This is a genomic window from Vibrio sp. CDRSL-10 TSBA (assembly GCA_039696685.1).
In the GTDB taxonomy this organism is placed as follows: Bacteria; Pseudomonadota; Gammaproteobacteria; order Enterobacterales; family Vibrionaceae; genus Vibrio.
Genome location: CP155566.1, coordinates 707823 through 728721 on the forward strand (window position 1 = coordinate 707823; position 20899 = coordinate 728721).

At 54.7% G+C, this 20899-nt stretch carries 10 protein-coding genes and 5 pseudogenes; 8 read left to right on the forward strand and 7 right to left on the reverse strand.

Annotated elements, in window-relative coordinates:
* Positions 1 to 77 precede the first annotated feature (77 nt).
* Positions 78 to 968 carry a LysR family transcriptional regulator gene (locus ABDK09_10740; protein XAW90000.1) on the reverse strand — a complete coding sequence of 297 codons (891 nt, stop codon included), beginning with the start codon at positions 966 to 968 and terminating at the stop codon, positions 78 to 80.
* 230 nt (positions 969 to 1198) lie between these two features.
* On the opposite strand from ABDK09_10740, the gene recC reads away from it, so the two are divergent.
* The 3 genes and pseudogenes from recC (at position 1199) to recD (ending at position 10858) form a co-directional block, all read left to right on the forward strand.
* Entirely contained in the window at positions 1199 to 4753 is a 3555-nt protein-coding gene (gene recC, locus ABDK09_10745; GenBank protein ID XAW90001.1) for an exodeoxyribonuclease V subunit gamma, read from the forward strand.
* A gap of 320 nt (positions 4754 to 5073) precedes the next feature.
* Positions 5074 to 8710 (forward strand): annotated as a pseudogene (recB, locus tag ABDK09_10750) (exodeoxyribonuclease V subunit beta).
* Positions 8710 to 10858 (forward strand): annotated as a pseudogene (gene recD, locus ABDK09_10755) (exodeoxyribonuclease V subunit alpha). Before recB ends, recD begins: the two co-directional pseudogenes overlap by 1 nt.
* 135 nt (positions 10859 to 10993) lie before the next feature.
* On the opposite strand, the gene ABDK09_10760 reads toward recD, so the two are convergent.
* Together ABDK09_10760 and argA are read right to left on the reverse strand one after the other, a co-directional pair.
* Positions 10994 to 11173 (reverse strand): hypothetical protein, encoded by a 180-nt coding sequence (locus ABDK09_10760; protein ID XAW90002.1) that lies wholly within the window; start codon positions 11171 to 11173, stop codon positions 10994 to 10996.
* Positions 11174 to 11507: 334 nt separating this feature from the next.
* Entirely contained in the window at positions 11508 to 12848 is a 1341-nt protein-coding gene (gene argA, locus ABDK09_10765) for an amino-acid N-acetyltransferase (protein ID XAW90003.1), read from the reverse strand.
* Positions 12849 to 13146: 298 nt separating this feature from the next.
* On the opposite strand from argA, the gene ABDK09_10770 reads away from it, so the two are divergent.
* The 4 genes and pseudogenes from ABDK09_10770 (at position 13147) to csdE (ending at position 16205) form a co-directional block, all read left to right on the forward strand.
* Entirely contained in the window at positions 13147 to 13584 is a 438-nt protein-coding gene (locus tag ABDK09_10770) for a DUF2850 domain-containing protein (protein ID XAW90004.1), read from the forward strand.
* Between the two features lie 71 nt (positions 13585 to 13655).
* Complete coding sequence (gene mltA / locus ABDK09_10775; GenBank protein XAW90005.1) at positions 13656 to 14771, forward strand: murein transglycosylase A; 1116 nt, start codon at positions 13656 to 13658, stop codon at positions 14769 to 14771.
* A 166-nt stretch (positions 14772 to 14937) separates the two neighbouring features.
* Positions 14938 to 15748 (forward strand): annotated as a pseudogene (gene tcdA / locus ABDK09_10780) (tRNA cyclic N6-threonylcarbamoyladenosine(37) synthase TcdA).
* Positions 15749 to 15758: 10 nt separating this feature from the next.
* Positions 15759 to 16205, forward strand: coding sequence for a cysteine desulfurase sulfur acceptor subunit CsdE (gene csdE / locus ABDK09_10785; protein XAW90006.1), 447 nt, complete (start codon positions 15759 to 15761; stop codon positions 16203 to 16205).
* Positions 16206 to 16304: 99 nt separating this feature from the next.
* Here csdE and csdA read toward each other — a convergent pair whose 3' ends face one another.
* The 4 genes and pseudogenes from csdA to ABDK09_10805 all read right to left on the reverse strand — a co-directional run bounded on the left by csdA (position 16305) and on the right by ABDK09_10805 (position 19931).
* Entirely contained in the window at positions 16305 to 17516 is a 1212-nt protein-coding gene (gene csdA, locus ABDK09_10790) for a cysteine desulfurase CsdA (protein ID XAW90722.1), read from the reverse strand.
* Between the two features lies 1 nt (position 17517).
* Positions 17518 to 18118, reverse strand: a pseudogene (locus ABDK09_10795) (DJ-1 family glyoxalase III).
* A complete protein-coding gene (gene panE, locus ABDK09_10800; GenBank protein ID XAW90007.1) occupies positions 18115 to 19005 on the reverse strand; it encodes a 2-dehydropantoate 2-reductase in 891 nt (296 codons plus the stop codon). The pseudogene ABDK09_10795 and the gene panE overlap by 4 nt, the downstream one beginning before the upstream one ends.
* Before the next feature lie 107 nt (positions 19006 to 19112).
* Entirely contained in the window at positions 19113 to 19931 is an 819-nt protein-coding gene (locus ABDK09_10805; GenBank protein XAW90008.1) for an outer membrane protein OmpK, read from the reverse strand.
* A gap of 350 nt (positions 19932 to 20281) precedes the next feature.
* Between ABDK09_10805 and ABDK09_10810 the strand changes: the two are divergent.
* Positions 20282 to 20861 (forward strand): annotated as a pseudogene (locus ABDK09_10810) (LON peptidase substrate-binding domain-containing protein).
* Positions 20862 to 20899: the final 38 nt, after the last annotated feature.

Below are 20899 nucleotides of genomic sequence, written 5' to 3' on the forward strand. Positions count from 1 at the left end.
ATACAGTTTTTGCAATCAGAAGTCCAGCCACGCAGCGAAAACTGTGGCGTCTATTCAGTCTGCAGCAGACATCGGGATCAGGCTTGCCAGTGATGACAGAATTCGATGAAGCGTTGCAGCAGCGGACTCTGGTATTTCTCTTTGTGCACCAGCAGCCAGAAGCGGCGCTTCATGTCGAGCGGTACATTGAGCACCTTGACGCGGCCGTCATTGATGGCGCTTTTGGCGGCAAGGCGTGACAGGCAGCCAAAGCCGAGCCCGGCCGAGACACTGTTGATCAGCGCTTCGGTGGTATTGAGTTCAAACGCTTCATGCCATTGCTCGATACGCGGCGCGACCGCGCGCAGGAAAAACTCGCGTGAACCGGAGCCGGCTTCACGCAGCACCCAGTCACTCTGCTCGAAATCGCGCAGCAGCACTTTGTCCTGACGGGCGAGCGGATGATGCGGCGCGCAGACGATGCACATTTCATCCTGACTGAACTGGGTCGACATCAGTTGCGGATGCAGGGTTTTACCCTCAATCAGCGCAATATCCAGCTCGTAGTCGACCAGTTTCTCGCAAATCAGAGCTGAGTTGCCAATGAACAGGCTTTGCGAATGGTGGTCAAACTCGTGCCGGAATGCACTGAGCAGGTAAGGCGCGACCTGATTGCCAATCGTATCACTGGCGCCGATACGCAGCTGGCCGGACAGAGTCTGGCTATCGTTAAACAGCTGATCGAGATCTCGGGCGCGGCTGAGCAGTTCATCGGCCAGCGGCAGCAGTTTTTGTCCTTCCTGATTAAGGATCAGACGGTTGTTGACCCGGTCAAACAGGGCATGGCCGAGCTGCTTTTCCAGTTCTGATAACGCCATGCTGACCGCCGCCTTGGAGAGAAACAGCATCTCGCTGGCGGCGGTCAGGGTTTTATACTGGGTCACGGTGGTAAAGACCCGCAGTTGCTTGAGCGAAATATTGGCAGCCATAGGTTTAGTATTTCAACGGTTTAAGATTTCAAACGTTTAGTGATTCAAACGTTTAGTGGTTCAAAGGTTTAGTCGTTCTAAACGGGAATCTGAATGGGTTCAGTATATCTGACCGGTCACAAGCACGGCAAATTGCGTAATGCTTAACCCTTTGAGCATTCCATCCCGTACAGTGACCGATGCTTATGATAATCTGAACCTTATTATGGTTAGAGCTGCGTGAGTGCCTTGTGTTTACCGTTTACCACTCCAATAAAGTTGATACGCTGAAAATCCTGCTGGTGCATCTGATTAAGAATGATCCGCTGGCCAACCCCTTTGCCAAAGAGCAGATTCTGGTGCAGAGCCCGGGGATGTCACAGTGGCTGAAAATGGCCCTGGCGCAGGAGCTGGGCGTGGCCGCCAATATTGATTTTCCGCTGCCGGCGACCTTCATCTGGGAGATGTTTACCCATGTGTTGCCGGATGTACCGAAACGTAGTGCCTTTAACAAAGAGGCGATGACCTGGAAGCTGATGGAGCTGTTGCCGGGTATGCTCGGCCAGGACGAATTTACCCCGCTGCGCCGTTATCTGCAGGATGACCTCGACCAGTCCAAGCTGTATCAGCTGGCGGAAAAAATCGCCGATATCTTCGATGGTTATCTGGTGTACCGTCCGGACTGGATTGCCAGCTGGGAAGCGGGGCTGGATGTGGCCGAAATCGATGGTGAACACCCATGGCAGCCGCTGCTGTGGAAAGCGCTCTACGACTACACGCTGGCTCAGGGCCAGTCGCATTATCACCGGGCCAATCTGTATCAGAGCTTTATTGATGCGCTGGCCGCGCCGGGGCTCAGTCAGGAGTGGTTGAATAAACTGCCCAAGCGGCTGTTTATCTTCGGCATTTCGGCGCTGCCGCCACGCTATATGGATGCACTCAAGGCGCTCGGGGAGCACATCGATGTCCATCTGATGTTCACTAACCCTTGCCAGCACTACTGGGGCGACATCCGCGATCGTAAATACCTCGCCCGGGTCGAAAACCAGCGCCGTAAGCAGCTGGCGCTTAATGGTGACCGGGTCGAAGTCAGCGCGGAAGTCTCACCGCTCAAAGGCAGTCTGGATGACTATTCCGAGGGTGATAGCTCAGATGACGAGTACCCAGAGAACGATTATCCGCAGGATGCTCCGCGGCAGGATGATTCGCTGCAAACTGAGCTGCACACCGCGCAGGCGGTCGGTAACAGTCTGCTCGCGTCGCTTGGGAAGCTGGGGCGTGACAATCTGTATCTTTTGGCGCAGAGCGAGAATGAAGAGCACGAACTCTTCATTGATGTGGCGCGTGACACGCTGCTGCATCAGCTGCAGGCCGATATTCTTCATCTTGAAGAGCACCAGGATGACCGCCTGCTGGAGAGCAGCGCGCATAAAGCGCAGGTACCAGCCGGTGACCGCTCGCTGACCCTGCACGCCTGCCACAGCCCTATGCGCGAAGTGGAAGTGCTGCACGATGAGCTGCTGGCGATGTTTGATCGCGACCCGGCTCTCAAACCGCGCGACGTGATTGTGATGGTGGCCGATATCAACGCCTACAGCCCTTACATTCAGGCGGTGTTTGGTAACGCACCCGGTGAGCGCTTTATTCCTTACTCGATTTCGGATCGCACTGCCGATCAGGAGAGCCCGATCCTCAATGCCTTCATGCAGCTGGTCAATCTGCCTCAGTCACGTTGCCTGGCTTCTGAGCTGCTTGAGCTGCTCGAGACGCCCGCCATGATGGCGCGTTTTGCTCTCGATACCAGCGAGTTCGAGGTTGCTAAGCGCTGGGTGGAAGAGTCCGGTATCCGCTGGGGGCTTAATGACAGCACCGCGAGCGAATTTGAATTACCGCCGACCGGGCAGAATACCTGGCAGTTCGGCATTGCTCGTATGCTGCTCGGCTATGCAATGCCAGCCTCGGTCGGCCTGTTTGATAACGGCGCGCAGACACTGGCGCCGTACAATGAAGTGCAGGGCATGAGTGCTGAGCTGGCCGGTAAGCTGGCGCACTTTATTGACACCATCAGCCATTACCGCAGCGAACTGGGCAAGACCCAGTCGATTGATGCCTGGCGTGAGCTGCTGTCGGCGCTGCTCGACGACTGCTTCTTAGTAGAGCTGGAAGGGGAGATGGCGCTTAAATCGATTCGCGATACCCTGGCGGCGCTGAAAGAGCAGCTCAGTGATGCCGGCTATCAGCAGGATATCGCGCCGGCTATTATCAGCCAATATCTGCATGACAAACTGTCCGGCACCCGGGTCAGCCAGCGCTTTCTCGCCGGTCAGGTTAACTTCTGTACCCTGATGCCGATGCGTTCGATTCCGTTTGGCGTGGTGTGTCTGCTTGGCATGAATGACGGCGTTTATCCGCGTTCGATGCCGCCGGAAGGTTTCGATTTGATGAATGGCCGTACCCGTCCCGGCGATCGTTCGCGCCGTGACGATGACCGCTATCTGTTTCTGGAGGCGATGCTATCGGCTCAGCACACGTTGTACATCAGCTATGTCGGCCGTTCGATTCAGGATAACACCGAGCGCGTGCCGTCGGTGCTGGTCAGTGAACTGCTGGAGTATTGCCAGCAGAATTACTGCCTGGCCAGTGACAGCGCGCTGCCTTGTGATGAATCGGGCCTGCGTCTGGTCGAGCAGATCCATTTCAGCCATGCCATGGTGCCGTTCAGCCCGCAGGCGTTTTTGTCGGAGGTCGGCAGTTATGCCCGCGAATGGTTACCGGCCGCATTGCGGCAGGGCCAGCCGGGCGGGCAATTCCAGCGCGCGCTGGAGGATTATTTGTTGGATGTGGCCTATCCGCTCGAGCTGGATCTGGTGGAGCTGCAGCGCTTCTGGCGTTTGCCGGTGCAGTACTTCTTTAACCGCCGTCTTAAAGTGGTGTTTGAACCGCCGCTGCCGGTGATGGAAGATGATGAGCCGTTTGCTCTGGGCGGGCTGGCCAGTTATCAGCTGCGTGATGCGCTGCTGGAAAATCTGCTCACGGCTGGCGGTGAAGAGGCGCGTCAGGCGGTTCTTACTGAGTTTAATCAGCAGCAGCGCGCTGAGGGCAAACTGCCGGTCGGCGCCTTTGGTGAGCTGGAATTTGAAACCAACCGGGTGCAGGCGGAAGAGCTGGTGGAAAAAATCCATTACCTGTGTCAGGCACCGCTCGATGACCACGAAATCAATCTCACTCTGGATGCGCTGGGCGAATCGCGCCCGGTGCAGTTAACCGGCTGGCTGACCCGCTGTTACCAGTCGGGACTGGTGCGTTATCGCAGTGGTTCGATTCGCTCGCAGGACATTCTCGCGGCCTGGATCGATCATCTGGCTGCTGCTGCCATGGGGCACAGGGTGACCACTCATCTGATTGGCTACGATCGTAAAGAGGGTGTGGTGCATCAGGTGCTGCCGGTGTTGGGAGAGTCGGCCGAGCAGAGCCGCAGTCTGGCTATTGCGCAGCTCAACGAATTAGTACGCTTGTTCTATCAGGGCATGACCGAGCCGCTGCCTTATTTCCCTAAAACAGTGCAGGCTGGTATCGATGCCGGTTTCAGCCGCGGTCAGTGGGTGGATGATGAAGAGAAATCACTGAAGAAGATGGCGGAAACGTTTAACGACGGTTTTATGACTCACGGCGAAGGCAACAATGCTTACATTGCACGCTTATGGCCGCAGTGGAATGAGGAGCTGGCGCAGCAGGTACGTATGCTGGCAAGCCTGGTGTTTCAGGCGCCAAGACTGCAACTGACAGACAGTGCGGACAGAGTGTAATGGGGAAGAGTGGGTGGCCGCCAGAAAATCATTATAGTGTAGGGCGTTCGCTGTACGGCCACAGGTCAGAGGGACCATTATTCGTTTAGAGAAAGTATTCGGTTAGTGCGAGCTTCACCGGACTATACCTGGTGCACTGCATCAATGGGGTGCAGTATAGTGTGCCAACTTGGTGCGTATCGTGAGTAAGATCCCATTACCCTGCGCTAAAACAAAAATTTACACAAATACATACATTTTTATAATTCGGATCACATAATCCTCTGTTTACTCGGCAGCGGAAATGGGTCGTCAATCATAAACTGAGGATGCACCTGACCATGAGTGTCACTTCCCACATCACGGCAACGCCGCTGGAAACCATGCGTTTTCCTTTGCATGGTGCCCGTTTGATTGAAGCATCAGCCGGGACCGGTAAAACTTTTACCATCGCCGGTCTCTATCTGCGTTTGTTGCTGGGGCACGGGCATGACGCCGGATTTGACGGACTGGACGAAGCGACCCGGCACGCGGCGCCGCTGACGGTGGACCAGATCCTGGTGGTGACCTTTACCGAAGCGGCCACCGCAGAGCTGCGCGACCGGATCCGGGCCCGTATTCACGATGCGCGTCTGGCATTCAGCCGCGGGGTGAGCAGCGATCCTGTGATTGCCCCTTTGCTTGAGGAAGTGAGCGATCACCGGCAGGCGGCCAGTCTGCTGCTCAATGCGGAGCGGCAGATGGATGAAGCCGCGGTGTATACCATCCATGGTTTTTGTCAGCGCATGCTGACCCAGAATGCGTTTGAGTCGGGCAGCCGCTTTAATAATGAATTCGTGACCGATGAAAGCCATCTCAAAGCTCAGGTCGTGGCCGATTACTGGCGGCGCCAGTTTTATCCGCTGCCGCTGCATCTGGCCGCAGAAGTGCGCCGCCTGTGGGCATCACCGGCGGCCTTGCTGGAGAAAATCGGTGGCTATCTGACCGGTTCGCCGCTCAAACTGACCACGCCGGTGATGGACGGCGATCTTGCGGCCCTGCATCAGGACAATCTGCAGCGCATCGAGACGCTGAAAACCCAGTGGCGCGCGGCGCAGGATGAGATTCATGACTGTATTGCCGCTTCCGGCATCAACAAACGCAGCTATACCAAAAAATCCCTGCCCCAATGGATTGAAACCGTGTCGCACTGGGCTGCGCAGCCGACCAGCGGTTATGAGGTTTCCGGAGCATTTAAGCCGCTTTGCCCAGAATGTACTGGCTGAGAAAACGCCTTCCGGCGCAGTGCCGCAGCATGAGCTGTTTGCGGCTATCGAAAATTTCCTCGCTCAGCCGGTGACGCTGGAAGCGCCGCTGCTGGCTCATGCGATTACTCATTGCCGAACCATGCTGGCCAAGGCCAAAGCGAGCAAACAGTGGTTGTCGTTTGATGATCTGCTGACTCAATTATCGGCCTCGCTGGACGGTGATGAGGAAGGGACGCTGGCGGCCCGTATCCGCACCCTGTATCCGGTGGCGATGATCGATGAGTTCCAGGATACCGACCCGCTGCAATACAGTATTTTCAGCCGCATTTATCTCGACCATCCGCAGTGCGGCCTGTTTATGATCGGTGACCCGAAACAGGCGATTTACGCTTTTCGCGGCGCGGACATCTTTACCTATATCCGTGCTCGTAATCAGGTGAGTGCTCACTACACGCTCGGCACCAACTGGCGCTCGAGCGCCGATATGGTGGCCGCGGTCAATCAGGTGTTTGAACGCCCCGACAGCCCGTTTATTTACGACGACGACATTCCGTTTTTGCCGGTGCAGCCGAGTCCGAAAGCCGCGCAGCGTGCCTGGTTACTCAATGGTCAGGCGCAGCCGGCGCTCAATTACTGGCATCTTGAGGCCGAAGCGCCGGTCACGAAGGGCAGTTATTTTGACGCTATGGCTGCGGCTACTGCGAGCCAGATCCAGCATATTCTCAGCGCCGCTCAGCAGGGCGCGGCGCAGTTCAGTGACGGCGCAGAGATTGAAGCCGGGCACATTGCGGTGCTGGTGCGCACCGGTAATGAAGGGCGGATGATCAAAGAGGCACTGGCCAGACAGGGCATTGCCAGCGTCTACCTGTCCAACCGTGACAGTGTGTTTAGCAGTGCGGTGGCGGCGGATCTGCAGCGTTTGCTGCAGGCGGTGCTGACCCCGGACAACGATCGCGCGATGCGCGCGGCGCTGGCTTCGCCTCTGTTTGCTCTTAATGCCGAGCAGCTGGATGCGCTCAACAACGATGAAAACGAATGGGAAAACGCGGTTAACGAGTTTAAGCAGTATCGCCAGTTATGGCTTGATCGCGGCGTGCTGCCGATGCTGCGCAGTGTGCTCAGCCTGCGCCACATCGCCGAACGCTGGCTGGAAGAAAGTGATGGTGAGCGCTTACTAATAGACTTTATGCATCTGAGTGAATTGTTGCAGCAGGCGACGCAGGAGATTGACAGTGACCATGGTCTGCTGCGCTGGCTGGCGCAGTCGATTGTCGATGCCGAGCAGGGGCTGGGCGGCAGTGATGAGGCGATTCAGCGCCTTGAGTCGGAGCGGAACCTGGTTCAGATCGTCACCATTCACAAATCGAAAGGTCTGGAGTATGAGTTGGTGTTCCTGCCGTTTGTGCTCAGTTACCGTGAAGCGAGTGAAGGGAAATATTACGATGCGGCCAGCGGTGAGACCCTGCTGGATATCACCGCGCAAGACGCTTCGCTGCAGCAGGCTGACAAGGAGCGTCTGGCGGAAGATCTGCGCCTGATTTATGTGGCGCTGACTCGCGCGGTGTACGGCTGTTTTATCGGTCTGGCCCCGCTGCGCAATGGCCGTTCCAGCAAAGAGCCGACCGGGGTACACCACAGCGCGATGGGTTACCTGCTGCAAAATGGCGAGCAGGGTGGTCTGGATTTACTGCGCAGCAGCGTGCAGCAACAGGTCGATGCGCTGGCTTGTGTCGCTTCGTGTGAGCCGCCGGAGCTGCCGCCGCAGGCGTTTGTTGCCCGCGAGGAGAAGGTGCCTGAGCTGAGCGCGCGTACGCTGAGACGCGAGATTGACCGCTTATGGCGTATCACCAGCTATTCCGGTCTGGTTAAACAGGGCGGTCACAGCCATGATGCCACGCTGGAAATCGGCGGTTTCGATGTCGATTCAGCTGACGAACATGATGAGGAAGGGCTGCCGGAGCCGGAGCGCTCGATTTTCACTTTCCCGCGCGGCGCTCAGCCGGGGACTTTCCTGCATTCGCTGTTTGAGGATGTGGAGTTTACCCAGCCGGCCGACAGTGAACTCAATACCCGGGCTATTACCGACCTGATGGAGCGCGAGCAGGTCGACAGCGAGTGGCTGCCGGTGTTGCAGCAACTGGTCGATACTGTGCTCAGCACGCCGCTGGATGGCAAAGCGCTGCGTCTCAATCAGAAATCGCCCGAGCAGCGTCTGACCGAAATGGAATTTTTACTGCCGATCGAAGTGCTGAGCGCACCGGCGCTTAACCGGGTAGTGCAGCGTCACGATCCGCTGTCGGCCCAGGCCGGTGACCTCGGCTTCTATACCGTGCAGGGCATGCTAAAAGGCTTTATTGACCTGGTGTTTGAGCATCAGGGCAAGTATTACGTGCTGGACTGGAAATCCAACCATCTCGGCGATGATGTGGCCGCGTATCATGGCGCGCGTCTGCAGCAGGCCATGGCTGAGCACCGTTACGATTTGCAGTACCAGTTGTATGCTCTGGCGCTGCACCGTTTTCTGCGCAGCCGGATTGCCGATTACGATTACCAGCGTCATTTCGGCGGGGTTTATTACCTGTTTTTGCGTGGTATGGACGGTCCATCGGAACACGGTATTTTCAGCGCCAGACCGAGTCAGGCCATGCTGGAAGATTTAGATGATTTGATTCGCGGAGTCGAGCCGCAAACCCGAACCACCTCTGCCGGGCAGATGGAGCTTGATTTATGATGACCTTTGATGAGGTGCAAACCACCTTACAGCAGCTGAGCCAGCAGGGTTCGCTGCGTCAGCTTGATTACCAGTTCGCGCGCTTTATTGCCGCGCAGTGCCCGGCCGGACAGCTCAGCCAAAATCAGCGCAGTGTGCTGCTGATGATGGCGGCAGCGGTAAGCGCAGAGCTTGGGCGCGGTCATATCTGTCTGCCGCTGCGTGATGAGCAGGGCAATGCCCTGGATCTCGCCGCCCGGCTCGGCTTGTTTGGTGACGCGGCGCTGCCGCTCAATCAAGTGTGGCTGGCCTGTGACTGGGCCGAGCTGGTTGAACAATGCAGTTTGATTGGCGAGCAGGGCGAAGCGGTGCCGCTGATGTACGACGGTGAACGACTGTATCTGCATCGTTACTGGCACTATGAAGTGACCCTGGCGCAGCGCTTACAGAGCTTTGGGACACCCATGATCCTAAAGCCTGCGGAGGTCGATAACCTGCGTCTGCGGCTGGATAATCTGTTTGCCCGTGACTACCGCTTTTTGCATCAGGCGCTCAGTCCGGAACTCAATCAGGTCGCGCGTCAGCGTCTGGTGTGCGACCTGCTGGATGTGGTCGATGAGGGGGCGCTGGATTGGGATGCGATTGATGCCTTGCTGCAAGGGGCGCCGCGCCTGGCTGAACTGAGCGCGCTGGACAATCTGGTGCCGCAGGCACACTGTCTCAACTGGCAGAAAGTGGCGGCGGCGATTGCGCTGACGCGCCGTTTTGCGGTGATTTCCGGCGGCCCGGGCACCGGTAAAACCACCACGGTGACCAAACTGCTTGCGGCGCTGATCAGTCAGTCGCAGCAGCAGGGCCATATTCCGGCTATCAAGCTGGTGGCTCCGACCGGTAAGGCTGCTGCGCGGCTGACCGAGTCCATCGGGAAAGCCGTGGCCGGCCTTGCGGTGGAGCCGGAGCTGAAAGCCTTGATCCCGACTGAATCGAGCACCATTCACCGGTTGCTGGGCGCGATCCCGGACAGCGCGGAATTTCGTCATCATGCTGGTAACCGGCTGCATCTTGATGTGCTGGTGGTGGATGAAGCCTCAATGGTCGATTTGCCTATGATGGTCAAATTAGTCGACGCGCTGCCGGCGCACGCCCGTCTGATCCTGCTGGGCGATAAAGATCAGCTTGCCTCGGTGGAAGCCGGTGCGGTGCTGGGTGATATCTGCTCATTTCTGCAGCAGGGTTACAGTGCCGAGCAAAGCCAGATGCTGGCGCGCTTAACCGGATTTATGCCGGCGGCGCTCAACCCGCGTCAGGATGAGATTGCCGCAGGTGCCCGCGCGGAGGTCAGCGATAGTTTATGTATGCTGCAAAAGAGTTATCGCTTTGATGCCCGCTCGGGGATCGGTCAGCTGGCCAAAGCAGTCAACAGCGGTCAGGCAGTGTGGATTGACCGGGTGTGGCAGCAAGATTTTGCCGACATTACCCATTTTGCCCTCAGCAGTGACCATTACAATCAGATGTTGCAGTCGTTGGTAACCGGTTATGCCCCGTATCTGCAGCGCCTGCGTCAGCCGTTGCAGGCAGCTGAATCCGACCGCGCAGCGGAGTCGATGGCCGATAAAGCGCGCGAGGTCCTGACTCTGTTCAGCCGCACCCGCTTATTGTGCGCGCTGCGCGAAGGCGACTTTGGCGTCAGCGGGCTTAACCTGCGGATTGAACGAGCTCTGGCTGCACGCAAACTGATTAAAACCCAGGATGAGCTCTGGTACAGCGGCCGCCCGGTGATGGTGACCCGTAACGATCATGCTCTGGGGTTGTATAACGGCGATATCGGTATCTGCCTGCGCGATGAGCAGGACGAGCAGCAGCGGCTGAAAGTCTATTTTGAGCTGCCGGACGGCAGTGTGAAAGCGGTCTTGCCAAGCCGGGTACCACAGCATGAAACCGCGTTTGCCATGACGATTCATAAATCCCAGGGCAGTGAATTTGATTTTACTCTGATGATTGTGCCGCCGGAATTCAGCCCGATCCTGACCCGTGAAACTGGTTTATACCGGCATCACCCGCGCTAAGCAGCGCCTGGCACTGTACTGTGATATGGGCGTGATGAAGCGGGCGATTAAGCTCAAAACCCAGCGCGCCAGTGGTTTAGTGCAGCGTTTAAGCGCGTGCTGAATTTTTCTTTTTCGTGCTTTGCAAAACAACGTGCTTTGAAATACAAACAGGCAGCCCTTGGGCTGCCTGTTTACTTTCGAGTCAGTGAATCTGTCTTTGATGGCTACATTGAGTCAGTGAGACACCTTTACCGCGTCAGATAAACGCTTTGGTAAAAGTAATAGTACGAATCTTGTAGCGTTGTTTAGATTCAAGGATAAACGTCCGAAGTTGCTCGCTTACCGGGAAAACGCAATGCACGTCCAACCCTTCCAGGAACTCGTTATCGGCCATATCCCAAAAGCTTTGCAGTGAGTTACAAATAACGGTTTTCATATTAAGTTGCTCTTAACGACTGGTTGAGTGATAAAAGCAATCCATGCGCGTACTAAGCGTTGTCGCTTAGCTGATAATCCTGAGACTCCGCTTCACTTAAGCTGCAGGCTTCAAAGCCAGGTATTCAAATCGAAGTGATTGGAGTACAACGTGAAGCATCGGTTACCTGAACTAAAAGGTGATGCCTGTCACGTTTGGGCGAATTTTACACAGTTAAGGCAGGCTTGAAAAGCGTTGATTTTATAGACAAAAAGATGCAACGGATTGCATCTTTTTATGTTTTGCCTTATTAGAACTATATACTGCTTTTATAGCAGTAATCTAGATGAATGTTTTATTTCAGGTTTAAAATTAAGATTTTTGAACGCCGCTGATAGTTGTACAGGCTCTGCTTGGCCATCGGCAGACTTTCCACCCCGACTTCGGTAAAACCTTGCTCACGGAACCAGTGTAAGCTGTGGGTCGTGAGGACAAATAAACGCTGGATGCCCATCTGCTTGGCCTGATGTTTCATGTGATTGAGCAGCAGCAGGCCTCGGTTACCATCACGGTACTCAGGATGGATAGCCACGCAGGCCATTTCGGCCATGCTCTCTTCCTGATATGGATAAAGCGCAGCGCAGCCAATCAAGAGGCTGTCTTTATCGATAATGGTAAACTTATGAATTTCTTGTTCTAACTGCTCACGGGAACGCCGCACCAGGATGCCTTGTTCTTCCAGCGGGCGAATCAGATCAAAAATGCCGCCGATGTCGTCAATCTGAGCCTGACGGACCTGCTCGGCACTCGCCATCACGATTTGGGTACCGATACCATCAAACGAGAACAGCTCCTGGATCAGCGCGCCATCTTCTTTGTAACTGATCAAATGGCTGCGCGGCACACCGGCACGGCAGACGGAAACCGCGGCACGTAAAAAGCGCAGGGTTCCGGTTGAGTCATCGCTAGACGGATTGCTTTCTGACTCCAGACGCTGGACCAGTTTTTCCACTTCAGCCGGAAACAGTTCTGCGATCGAGTTGCCTTTCTCATCGATGATGCCCTGCTCCGAGCAGAAGCCAATCAGCTTATCCGCTTTTAATCTTATCGCCACTTGGGTCGCCACTTCTTCTGAGAGCAGGTTAAAACACTCACCGGTGACAGAGCTGGCAATCGGACCCAGCAGCACAATCGAGCCTTGATCCAGAGTACGGTTAATCCCGTCGATATCGATGCGACGGATACGACCGCTGTGGCAGTAATCGATGCCGTCATCCACGCCAAGCGGCTGGGAGATGACAAAGTTACCACTGGCGACATTGAGCTGAGTGCCGGCCATCGGAGTATTGTTGAGGCTCATCGACAGGCGGGCGGTGATCGCCAGTTGCAACTGACCGGCAGCCTGCATAACCAGGCCGAGTGCTTCTTCGTCGGTGATACGGATACCTTTGTGGTATGGCGTGGTGTGATTATTCGCTTCGAGGATTTGGTTGATCTGCGGGCGGGCGCCATGCACAAGCACGATCTTGACACCCAGGCTGTGCAGCAGTGCCAGGTCGCTGATGATATTAGTGAAGTTTTTATCAGCAATCGCTTCACCACCCACCATGACCACCATGATTTTGCCACGGTGAGCGTTGACATAGGGTGCGGATTGTCTGAACCCTTTCACAAGGGCGGTACTACGAATTTTCACGGCCTGACACTCAAGTTGGTTGTTTAATTATGTTTGAATAATGACTTTTTATTCACCTGTAAACAAGTTTTTTTTCGATTTCAGCTCAAAATATCATCTTGATATGACAGCGCTGAGTCGGACCGGCTCTGCCAGCCGGTACAAGCGCGGCCTTTAAAGCCGTATTCAGTCATTCAGACTACCACTTTGTAATGCAAAGAGTTGCACCAAGATCTGATCAGAATAGCAAAGCAGGATAAAGAGCACGGTAAAATATGATAATCAGAATAGAACACTATGATAATCGGAACGAAACAGCATGATAAATAGTGAGGCTCTTGCCCCTGTGTTGGCCGCATTGCGATCCGTTAAGCGTAAAGCCATTGAACGCAGCTTATTGAGTATCGCGGCGGCAGGGACTCTGCTGGTACTGATGCTGTACGGCAACTTGTTCAGCCAGCTGGCTGCGCTGACTCAGCCGCCGACAAGCACGCTTTACGGCGTGTGGATTGAAAAAGATGTCGCGCCGTACCTGGCGCAAAAAATTGAAATTCGTCCGCAGGCGTTGTTAGTCGATGGCCGGGTAGTGACCACCCGCTATGATTATGACGGGCATACCTTGCACTATCAGGTTGGTGGCCAGGCGTATCAGTGGCAGATGCGTAATGAAGAGCAAACCGAAATGACCCGGGTTTCGTCAGCGCATTATAATCCGACCTTCCGATTGTCAGAAAAAGACAAAAAACATCTTCAGTAACCATTCCTTAATTGCGCTTGTCAGCGGAGTTTGTCATCCTTTTGCTCAACTCAGCAAATGGACTTATTCCAGTGACAAAACGTTTATTTTCCTATGTTTCTCTGGCACTGCCAGTGGCGCTGCTCGTCGGCTGTGCCCAGCCGACCGATCGCGCGCAACAGTACCTTGATCCTGAATTTCCTCAGCCGCTGAATCAGGTCGCTGAGGTGCACTCCAACACGCCACGTGATTTTACCGAGTTTGCCAAGCAGAGTGCGGCGGTGGTAACCAACTCGCCTTCGATGGCGGCAATGTACGGCCCGCTCTACGAACACCTGAGTGAGTGGGCGATGCAAAGCGGCGATCCGCAGACGCTGGCTCAGTTTGGTATTCAGGCTGCGCAGATGGGCGGCGGTGATAAGAAAGGCAATGTGCTGTTCACCGGTTATTTTTCGCCGGTCATCGAACTGCGCCACACGCCGAATGAAGAATTCCATTTTCCGGTCTACGCCAAACCGGACTGCAGCTCAGACTGCCCGACCCGGGAGCAGATCTACGGCGGTGCACTGCAAGGTCAGGGGCTGGAGTTAGGCTATGCGGCCAACCGGATTGATCCGTTTATTATGGAAGTGCAGGGCAGTGGCTTTGTCCATTTCGGCGATGACGATACGCTGGAGTACTTTGCCTACGCCGGTAAGAATAACAAAGCGTACGTCAGTATCGGCCGGATTCTGATTGAACGCGGCCTGGTTGAACGCGACAAGATGTCACTCAAAGCGATTAAAGACTGGGTGCTGGCCAACGATGACGCCACCGTTAAAGAGCTGCTGGAGCAAAATCCTTCTTACGTCTTCTTTGCCCCGCGTGCTGCGGCGCCGGTGACCGGGAGCGCGGGCATCCCGCTGCTGCCGATGGCATCGGTGGCCGGCGACCGCTCGCTGTTGCCGATGGGTACGCCGATCCTGGCCGAAGTACCGCTGCTGAATGCCGATGGCAGCTGGTCCGGTACTCATCAGTTGCGTCTGCTGATTGTGCTTGATACCGGCGGTGCGGTGAAGCAGAATCACCTGGATCTTTACCATGGCATGGGGCCTCGTGCGGGGACCGAAGCCGGTCATTACAAACACTTTGGCCGGGTGTGGAAACTGGGGCTGGAAAACAGTCCGACACAAGCACCTTGGGCTACGCCGCCAGAGAAGTTACAATAGGCCATCGGCGGGCTTGCCCGGCTAGACTTTTGGTTAAAGAGTGCGTATAAATCGCACTCTTTCTTTTTTGAACCCTTTGATTGCGGATGATCCGGTGCTCACTGACGGTGCGTAAATGTCGCCGCTCATGTTGTAATCCGGACATTTCCTGTTGTGGATGATTAGTATGCGCGAACTCGATACCCCGGCCTCTGACAATTACAACCAGCGTTTTGGCGGCACACGTCGTTTATACGGCAACAGCGAAGTGGAAATTCTGCGTGCGGCCCATGTGTGTGTGATTGGTATTGGTGGTGTGGGCTCTTGGGCGGTGGAAGCGCTGGCGCGCTCCGGGATTGGTGAACTGACTCTAATCGATATGGACGATGTGTGTGTCACTAACATCAACCGTCAGATTCATGCCATGAGCGGTACGGTCGGTCAGAGCAAAATCGAAGTGATGGCCGAGCGGGTCAGACTGATCAACCCGGAATGTAAAGTGAACCTGATTGATGACTTTATTACCGCCGATAACCAGCATGAGTACCTGAGCAAAGAGTACGACTATGTGCTGGATGCGATCGACAGCGTTAAAGCCAAAGCCGCTCTGCTGGCCTACTGCCGCAGCAATAAAATCAAGGTGATTACGACCGGTGGGGCCGGCGGTCAGACCGATCCGACCCAGATTAAAGTCGCTGACCTGACCAAGACGATTCAGGATCCGCTGGCGAAAAAGATCAAAGACCGTCTGCGCCGTTTTCATAATTTCCCGATCAATCCGGCGCGTAAATTCGGTATTGATTGTGTGTTTCTCTACTGAGCACCTTAAGTATCCGCAGGCTGATGGCAGTGTGTGCGCGGTCAAATCCAGTGCGGAAGGCCCTAAACGTATGGACTGTGCCAGCGGCTTTGGCGCGGCGACTGTAGTCACGGCGACCTTTGGCTTTGTCGCAGTGTCGCGCATTATCGAAAAACTGATTCAGAAACACAGCGCGTAACGGAGCCTCTATGTCTGATTATTCTTGGTCTGATTTTCCGGATTCGCCATTTGGCAGCGAAATTCACAGCGCTGATGTACTGGCGGTGATGCAGCAGCTGAAAGGCTGGGAAGATCGCTATCGTCAGGTGATTCAGTGGGGTAAAAAGCTGCCCCAGATGCCGGATGAACTAAAGAGCGAGCAAGTGACGGTCGCTGGCTGTGAAAGTCAGGTCTGGTTGCTGGCGGCTCAGAAGGACGATGTGTGGTATTTTTGCGCCGATTCGGATGCGCGCATTGTGCGCGGCCTGATCGCGTTGGTGATGGCGGCCTATCAAGGCAAAACCAGTGCCCAGATTCAGGCGTTTGATATCGATGATTACTTTGCCCAACTGGGCCTGATCGCCCATCTCAGCCCGTCGCGCGGCAATGGCCTGAAAGCGATTGTTGAGCAGATTAAACATCTGTCAGTAAGGTAAATTTCCAGGGTTTTAAGATCCCAGGCCCCAGTTTCTAGGACCTAGGACCTAGGACCTTGGACCGAAGATCCTAAAACCCTAAAACCTTTATCCTCTCAATTACAGCATATCGACCGCTTTTTCTATCGCGGCGATTAAGCGTTGCACTTCTTCCATCGAGTTATAAATCCCGAACGAAATCCGCACTGTCCCTTTGACAGCGAAAGCATCCATCAACGGATGAGCGCAGTGGTGACCGGCACGGACTGCAATGCCCTGTTGATCGAGCAGAGTGGCCAGATCCTGATGATGGACGCCGTCCATCACGATGCTGAGAATGCTGGAATCAGGCTGGTAACCCAGTACCTTAATATCCTCCAGTTGCAGCAGCGCCTGATAGGTCGTGTGCTGTAACTGATGCAGATGCGCTTCAACCTCAGCGCGCTCAAAACCGCAGTACCAGTCGATGGCTGTCGCCAGTGCAATCGCACCCGCCACATTCGGCGTACCGGCTTCAAATTTACCCGGCAGCGCGGCAAAGGTGGTGCCGTCAAACGAGACTTTCTCGACCATTTTTCCGCCGCCGTGCCAGGGTGGCATCGCTTCCAGCAGCGCCAGTTTGCCATACAGCACGCCAATCCCGGCCGGAGCGTAAAGTTTGTGACCGGAAAAAACATAAAAGTCGGCATCCAGCGCGGCCACATCGACCTCTTCATGCACTATGCCTTGCGCGCCATCGACCACCACCACAGCGCCTACCTGATGGGCGGCGTTAATCACAGCTTCAATCGGCTGTCGGGTGCCGGTGACATTGGTGATGTGCGCCAGGGCGACAATCTTGCACTTGGCAGACAGCAAGTGGTGGAAAGCATCCAGACCAAACTCGCCATTGGCGGTCATTGGAATTTTGACCACCTTAGCGCCGGTCTGCTGCGCCACGATCTGCCACGGCACGATATTGGCGTGATGCTCCGTTTCGCTGACCAGGATTTCATCGCCGGGTTGCAGGGTTGAACGGGCGTATGTCTGGGCAATCAGGTTGAGCGCTTCGGTTGCGCCCCGGGTCCAGATAATGCTGTTACTGCTTGGCGCGCTGATAAAACGGGCGACGCGTTCACGCGCGGCCTCAAACTGGCTGGTGGCATGCGCGGTCAGGCTGTGGCTGCCGCGATGTACATTGGCGTTTTGCGCGCTGTAATAGCGGCTGATGGCATCAATCACCACTTGCGGCTTTTGCGTGGTCGCGGCGCTGTCGAGGTAGACCAGCGCCTGGTCATTGATGGTTTGCTTGAGCGCCGGAAACTGGGCGCGAACCGCGGCAATATCCAGCATGTTATTCGATACCCAGTTTTTCATAGTTGAGCTGAGGCAGGGCAACCAGAGGTACAGCGACCTCACGTGCCAGTTTCTTTACCGGACAGCTGGACAATGATTTCCACCGCAAATTCGAGCGCGGTGCCCGGGCCCTGACTGGTCAGCAGGTTGTTGTTGACGTCAAAGGTCACGCGGCGGTTACGCCACAAATCGGCCGGAATACACTGCTGGAAATTGGGATGACAGGTCATCAGCGCCCCCGGATAGAGATCATGGTGTTGCAGCACCACGGCTGGCGCAGCGCAGATCGCAGCAACCAGGCGGCCATCATATTTTTGTTGTCGGATGATTTCGACCAGCACAGTGCTGTCACGGAACACTTCTGCGCCACCGACACCACCGGCCAGTACCACCGCATCAAATTCATCATCGGCGACGTCGACCAGTTTGCAGTCGGCAGTCAGTGTCACGCCACGGGACGCGCGCATGGTGAGGTGACCGTCGAAATCCGCGCTGGCCACCACAACCTGATAACCGGCCCGGACCAGAATATCAATCAGAGTGACGGCTTCCATCTCTTCCGTGCCCGGAGCGATAGGGATCAGAATGCGTTTTGTCATGCTTGGGTCCAACTTTGTTGTAAGGATTGAATGTGTTGATACAGTTGCTGGTTGACCGGTACGGCCAGACCATGCTGCTGCGCTTTGCGCACCACGTATCCGTTGATAAAGTCTATCTCGGTTTGGCGCTGATGGACAACGTCCTGATGCATTGAAGAGCGATTACGTGCTGTGGCAGCAATCACCTGATCGACGCTGGCGCGCAGTGCGCGTTCATCGACGGGAATATGTTCCGCGCGCATCACTGCAGCGACTTCAGCGATGATGGCATCCAGTCGGGCGCGATAGCGCGGGTCGGCCAGTTCTCCATTGCTGATTTGCTCAAGCGCTGTCAGCGGGTTAATCGCACAGTTAATGGCGAGTTTCTGCCACAGGGCGTGCTCAATGTGTTGGTTCCAGCTTACCTGAGGCAGGGCATGCTGCAGCACATCACAGACAAACCCGCAGCGCTCCCCCTGCGCATTAAAGGGCCCGATTTGAGTTTGCCCTTGTCCGGTATGCAGGACCTTATCCGGCGCAGGTTTCAGCGCGCCGTGCGTGGTGGTTGATAGCAGCACCGGGTAAGGTGTAAGGCGATCACTGAGTGCTTCCAGCGCCCCCATGCCGTTATGCATAAACAGCAGGATGGTCTCATCAGCAATCTGCTCAAGCAGGGCTGGTAAAGCGGATGCGACTTGCCAGGCTTTCACTGTGATCAGTAACAAATCCGCGCTGCGTAGCGTGTCTGGCTGATTGTAGCTAAAACTGAGCTTAGGCTGCTCATCACATTGCAGTGACCAGTGTGTGGCGTTTTGAGTGCCCCACAGCGCCACCTGATGCCCGGCTTGGTGCAGATGCGTCGCCCACAGGCTGCCAATTGCGCCGGGACCGACAATCACTATATTCATGCAAACAACTTCGCTAAAGGGTTTGCGCTAAGGATAATGCTCCGCAGAACGAAAGCAATAAAAAAGGGCGCCGATTGGCGCCCTCTCAAAGCTTAAGCAGGATGTGCTTAGAACTTGTAAGTCACTGCTACGTAATGGCCGATACCGGTTGAATCTGCAGTTGCAGACGCATCCCATGGCAGACCTTCGCCGTTTTCAAAACCGTAAACGTCGTTGAACAGCTTCAGGCCGTAACCCACTGCGAAGCGGTCTGAGTGCCAGTAGATACCGTTGAACATGTCAAAGCCAGTGCTAGACGTGTTGTATTGGCTCTTCATGCCAAATTGGTAATCGATGTAACCCTGGTATGCGATGAAAGTACCGTTCTCGAAGAAGTAGAAAGGTTTGAACCAGTTAGTTGCAAAGTGGTAACCGTTCCAGTCTTTCTTAGCTGAATCGTAAGTTTTGTACAGGTTTACGCCTACTTTACCAAACCATGGAACCATCACGTCTGAACCCAGACCGATGTTTTGAGTGTTCAGACCGTCACTACCGCCATCCCATTGGATCAGAGAAGCCAGGTATAGCTCCTGTACCGGACCGAAAGACAGGTCTTTACCAGTCAGAGCGTCCAGAGAAACACGTGGCGCGAATTTCATAAAGATTTTATCACGACCGTACTTGTCGCTGCTTGTATCTGTAGTCAGGTTGAAGATATCGATGTAGCCGTAAAGATCGAAAATTCCTGAACGACCGCCAAATTCCATTTCCAGGTAATCGTGGCTTGAGTCTTCATCTGCAGCGCCTTTCTCATTAAACGCACCCATGATGTTGAACTGGAACCATTTGTAGTCGTTTTTGTGGATGTCGCCATCTGAGTAGTCAGCTGCCATAGCTGGTGCAGCTGACGCTGCCAGTAGACCAAGAGCTAAAAGTAATTTGCGCATAAGGGGGACTCTCTATGTTTGTATTGATTCAGAAGAATAATTAATCACTGCCTCTTCCAATTGGCGGGAATGATAGCGACTAAAATCTCAATTAAAAGTGATACAGCGTGCAAAATTTGGCTTCTTTGGTGATCAAGATCACAGTATTGCATTTTATTTACGGAACTTTTCTGTGTTACAGGAATTTGCATTTTATTTGTGATTTTTATCACGCAAACGTTTGGGTTGAGGGATATTAAGCTTATTGAATAACCTAAACGTGTAGTCAGTGATCTGGAGTTTTGCAAATTGCGTATGCACAGCAAACACATTTGGTTAGCAGATCCATAACAGATAGGCAGGAAATCCCGATGGAAGAGATAATGTTATTTCCGCTCAGTTCAATTGTTTTACCCGAAGGTAAGATGAAATTGCGTATTTTTGAGCCAAGGTACAAACGTATGGTGGCGGAATGCAGCAAAACCGCCAGTGGATTCGGGATCTGTTTGTTCGATAGCAAAAGCAAAGGAAAAGCAAATCCTCTTTCCGAATTTGGTACATGGGTGAAAATTGTCGACTTCGAAACGCTCGATGATGGCCTGCTCGGGATTACCGTGGTGGGGATAAAACGCTTCGTGACGCGCAAAATCCGGGTTGAGCACGATGGGTTACGCCGCGCGAAAGTGGAATGGCTGCCGAAACTGGCCAACCCAGCAGATGCCGGATCGCGAAGTTTTTCTCAGTCAGCACCTGCAAAAGCTGTATCAGGAATTTCCGCAGATTGGCAGTTTGTACGACCACCGCTTTTTTGATGATGCCAGCTGGGTCAGTCAGCGCTGGCTCGAACTGCTGCCACTGTCCAACGGCCAGTTTGATGAACTGGCGCAGCAGGAAACCTGCCACAGCGCGCTGGCATTCCTGAATCAGGCCATCGAAGCGTACGACGACTAGATTCCTCGCGACGCGACAGGCTGCCATCAGCACTGTCA

Coding starts and splice junctions, on each gene's coding strand:
- panE (XAW90007.1), bottom strand. CDS start 19,005: ATGAATATAGTGATTGTCGGTCCCGGCGCAATTGGCAGCCTGTGGGCG.
- ABDK09_10740 (XAW90000.1), bottom strand. CDS start 968: ATGGCTGCCAATATTTCGCTCAAGCAACTGCGGGTCTTTACCACCGTG.
- ABDK09_10770 (XAW90004.1), top strand. CDS start 13,147: ATGATAAATAGTGAGGCTCTTGCCCCTGTGTTGGCCGCATTGCGATCC.
- ABDK09_10760 (XAW90002.1), bottom strand. CDS start 11,173: ATGAAAACCGTTATTTGTAACTCACTGCAAAGCTTTTGGGATATGGCC.
- csdE (XAW90006.1), top strand. CDS start 15,759: ATGTCTGATTATTCTTGGTCTGATTTTCCGGATTCGCCATTTGGCAGC.
- ABDK09_10805 (XAW90008.1), bottom strand. CDS start 19,931: ATGCGCAAATTACTTTTAGCTCTTGGTCTACTGGCAGCGTCAGCTGCA.
- csdA (XAW90722.1), bottom strand. CDS start 17,516: ATGCTGGATATTGCCGCGGTTCGCGCCCAGTTTCCGGCGCTCAAGCAA.